This is a genomic window from Streptomyces sp. SM1, from assembly GCF_002910825.1.
GTDB lineage: Bacteria > Actinomycetota > Actinomycetes > Streptomycetales > Streptomycetaceae > Streptomyces > Streptomyces okerensis.
Genome location: NZ_NEUB01000542.1, coordinates 1 through 4,121 on the forward strand (window position 1 = coordinate 1; position 4,121 = coordinate 4,121).

A 4,121-nucleotide genomic window follows, 5' to 3' on the forward strand; every position below is an offset into this window, starting at 1 on the left:
GCGCGCCGGGGGGTGGACGCCTGGAGCGCCATCCCCCCTGTCGTACGGAAGAGTTCGTCGGCCCCCGGCAGACTCACTCGGCGTGACACCGGGCGAGCACCTCCCTGGCGAGCTGACGGTAGGCGGCGGCGCCGACGGAGTTGGACGCGTACGTGGTGATCGGCTCACCGGCGACCGTGGTCTCCGGGAAGCGGACCGTACGCCCGATGACCGTGTGGTAGACGTGGTCGTCGAACGCCTCGACCACCCGCGCGAGCACCTCACGGCTGTGCACCGTGCGCGAGTCGTACATGGTGGCGAGGATGCCGTCGAGCTCCAGGTCGGGGTTGAGCCGCTCCTGGACCTTCTCGATGGTCTCGGTCAGCAGCGCCACACCGCGCAGCGCGAAGAACTCGCACTCCAGCGGCACGATCACCTTGTGCGCGGCGGTCAGCGCGTTGACCGTCAGCAGGCCGAGCGAGGGCTGGCAGTCGATCACGATGTAGTCGTAGTCGTCCATCAGCGGCTTCAGCGCCCGCTGGAGGGTGGACTCGCGCGCGACCTCGCTCACCAGCTGCACCTCGGCCGCCGACAGGTCGATGTTGCTGGGCAGCAGGTCCATGTTGGGGACCGCGGTCTTCAGCAGCACCTCGTCGGCCGCCATGCCCCGCTCCATGAGCAGGTTGTAGACGGTGAGGTCGAGCTCCATCGGGTTGACGCCGAGTCCGACCGACAGCGCGCCCTGCGGGTCGAAGTCGACGAGCAGCACCCGGCGTCCGTACTCCGCGAGCGCGGCACCCAGGTTGATGGTCGACGTGGTCTTGCCGACGCCGCCCTTCTGGTTGCACATCGCGATGATCTTCGCGGGGCCGTGGTCGGTCAGCGGCCCCGGGATCGGGAAGTACGGCAGCGGGCGCCCGGTCGGGCCGACGCGCTCACGCCGCTGGCGCGCCGCGTCGGGCGCGAGCGTGGCCGCGTACTCGGGGTCGGGCTCGTACTCGGCGTCGGGGTCGTAGAAGTGCCCCTCGGGCAGTTCGTCGTAGTCGGCGAGCTGGTTGTGGGGCGCGCCACTTCCGTCGCCGGCCATGGCGTTCACGTGATGGCCATCCATGCTCTGGTGTGCGGGGAGAGTCACCCCGGGAGCCCGGTGACTCCGGTGGGCTGCGAAGGTGCGCACAGCTACGGAGCCGACAGCAGCGAATCCCGCGGGCTCCTGGTCCGGCGCAGGCATTCCTGGTTGACCACCCCCGGGAGTAAATGTCGACTCATTCACAAGTCGTCTTACCTCCTTGGTGACCAGGAAACTTCTAGACAGGTCAGCGTGGCACCCTGCCGACGTTTGGCGACTCTATGGCGTGTCGGCCGTCCGCAGCAACACAATCCGCCGGACCCGGCCCGATGTGTCGGCAATGAAACATCCCTCTGTCAAGGGCGTACGGCCGTCGCACGGCAGGTTTTACGGGTGCGCGAATCGGTAGAAGGGTTACGTTCGAGGCGAGTTGTGCAGGAATCAGGAAGTGACCATACACACATCTGGCCGGACCTCGTGGGAGAAGGTCCGGCCCGGTGCGTGGCGTTGACGATCCGAGTTGACGTGTCGCCTTTGCCGGTCGGTGACTTGGTCGACTTACCGTCCTGGCGGCTCAGCCGAGCAGCGCGGCGAGTTCGACGTGCTCGAGGCCGTGCGCCTCGGCGACCTCCTGGTAGACGACCTTGCCGTCATGCGTGTTGAGACCCTTGGCGAGCGCGGCGTCGCGGCGCAGCGCGTCCGCCCAGCCGCGGTTGGCGAGCTCGACGATGTACGGCAGCGTGGCGTTGGTCAGCGCGTAGGTCGAGGTGTTGGGCACCGCGCCGGGCATGTTGGCGACGCAGTAGAAGACCGACTCGTGGACCTTGAAGGTCGGCTCGGCGTGCGTGGTGGGGTGGGAGTCCTCGAAGCAGCCGCCCTGGTCGATCGCGATGTCGACAAGGACACTTCCCGCCTTCATCCGCGAGACCAGCTCGTTGGTGACCAGCTTCGGCGCCTTGGCGCCCGGGACCAGCACCGCGCCGATCACGAGGTCGGCCTCCAGGCAGGCCTTCTCCAGCTCGAAGGCGTTGGAGACGACCGTCTGGATCTTCGTGCCGAAGACCTTGTCGGCCTCCTTGAGCTTGTTGATGTCCTTGTCGAGCAGGGTCACGTGGAAGCCCATGCCGATGGCGATCTGCGCCGCGTTCCAGCCGGAGACGCCGCCGCCGATGACGACGGCCCGGCCGGCCAGCACGCCGGGGACGCCGCCGGGGAGCACCCCGCGGCCGCCGTGGGCGCGCATGAGGTGATAGGCGCCGACCTGGGTGGACAGCCGGCCCGCGACCTCGGACATCGGCGCGAGCAGCGGCAGCGCGCGGCTGGGCAGTTCCACGGTCTCGTAGGCGATCGCGGTGGTGCCGGACTCCAGCAGGGCGTCCGTGCACTCCTTCGACGCGGCCAGGTGCAGGTAGGTGAAGAGGGTCTGGTCCTTGCGCAGGCGGTGGTACTCCTCCGCGACGGGCTCCTTGACCTTCAGCAGCAGGTCGGCGGCGGCCCAGACCTCGTCGGCCGTGTCCAGGATCTGCCCGCCCGCGGCGATGAACTCGCCGTCCGGGATCGAGGAGCCGACGCCGGCGCCGCGCTCGATGACGACCTGGTGACCATGGCGCACGAGCTCGTGGACGCCGGCGGGGGTGATGGCCACCCGGAACTCGTTGTTCTTGACCTCGCGGGGGATGCCGACCTTCACGTGGATCACGGTCCTTGGCTCAGAGGGTAGGGGGATATCGCTACACATACCCGGGCACGCACGGGCACACCGGGAGAGACCGCAGAAGATGGTGCGGCAGAGCCAGTTTAATGAAGGTGTTCCCGCTGTCCAGCCTTCCTTTGCATCAATCTTCAGCGGATGCGCTACGGATTTCGCAGGTGTTAGCTCCGTGTTCCGCCTCGGAGTCGTCCTCCGGGGCCTCTTCGGCCAGCATCCGCTCGGCCGCGCCCCGGTGCAGCGCGGCGGAAGCGGGGTCGCCGAGGTGCTCGAAGGAGTCGGCGAGCCGAAGCTGCAGCGCGGCCTGCAGGCGGGTGTCCTCGGCCCGGCGCGCCCACTCCACGGCCTCCCGGCAGGTGCGCAGCGACTCGTCGAGCCGGCCCGCGTACTCCTGCACCCGGGCCAGTTCGCTCAAAGCCCGCGCCTGGGCGGCCACGTCCCCGCACTTGCGGTGCCCGGCGACGGCCGCGCGCCAGTTGCGCAGTGCCTCGCCGTAGCGTCCGGCGTAGGTGTGGGCGGCGCCGATCCGGCCGTAGAGCCGGGCCGCCTCCGGGCGCTCGCCCCGGGCGAGCCGTTCGGCCAGGGCCCGGCCGAACCAGTCGGCGGCCCGGTCGAAGTCCCCGAGCTCCAGGTACGCGCCACCTACGGATTCCATCGCGCGGCCGGTCGCGTACGGGTCGTTCGCCTCGCGTCCGGCGTCCAGCGCGGCCCGGTAGCGCGTCAGGGCGTCCTCCGTACGGCCGGTGTGGGCGTCCAGGTCGCCGAGGTTCAGCAGGGCCGCCGCCCGCTCCCGGGGCAGTCCGCGGCGCTCGGCGACATCGAGGACCAGGCCGTGGATGTCGTACAGGTCGCTCGCGGCGGCCCGGGTGCCGCAGTGGGCGGCCATGGCCCGCACCAGCTGGGACATCAGCCGCCTGGCGAGGGTGTCCAGCTCTCCGTCGGCGACCGCCAGCCGGGCGGCGGCCAGCAGCGCGGGCCGCCGCAGCCGCAGCCAGTCGGCGGCGGCCCGGGGGCTGGGGAAGCGCAGGGCGCGCGGCATGCCGAGGAGCTTCTCGCGTGCCTGGGCGCTGTCGGTCTCGGTGATCGCCCTGCACGACTGGAGCAGCCGTACGGTCCGCTCCAGCATGCGGGCGCGGGCCAGCTGGAGCTCCCCGGGCTTCTCGTGCTCGGCCGCGAGGTCGCGCAGTACGGAGTGCAGGCAGCCGGGCACCCGGTACTGCGGATGGGCGGAGCCCACCGAGTGCAGCAGGCCGTGGGCGGTGAAGTCGTCCAGGGTGGTGCGCACGGCCTCCACGGAGCAGCCGGCGAGCGCGGCGGCGGTGTGCGGGTCGGCCAGGCCGCCCGGGGCGAGGGCGAGCAGCCGCA

3 protein-coding genes are annotated in these 4,121 nt (G+C 70.6%); all 3 read right to left on the reverse strand.

Features of this window, described 5'->3' with window-relative positions; all coding sequences use genetic code 11:
- Positions 1-73 precede the first annotated feature (73 nt).
- A complete protein-coding gene (locus B9S61_RS13175) occupies positions 74-1,210 on the reverse strand; it encodes a ParA family protein (protein ID WP_181007356.1) in 1,137 nt (378 codons plus the stop codon).
- 412 nt (positions 1,211-1,622) lie between these two features.
- Positions 1,623-2,747, reverse strand: coding sequence for an alanine dehydrogenase (gene ald / locus B9S61_RS13180; protein WP_103542426.1), 1,125 nt, complete (start codon positions 2,745-2,747; stop codon positions 1,623-1,625).
- Between the two features lie 136 nt (positions 2,748-2,883).
- Positions 2,884-4,121: tetratricopeptide repeat protein (locus tag B9S61_RS13185; protein WP_146064820.1), on the reverse strand; the 1,238-nt coding region annotated here is incomplete at its 5' end.

What these genes read in the sequence shown, in the direction of transcription:
- B9S61_RS13175 (WP_181007356.1), bottom strand. Translation starts at nt 1,210, where the DNA reads ATGCCTGCGCCGGACCAGGAGCCCGCGGGATTCGCTGCTGTCGGCTCC.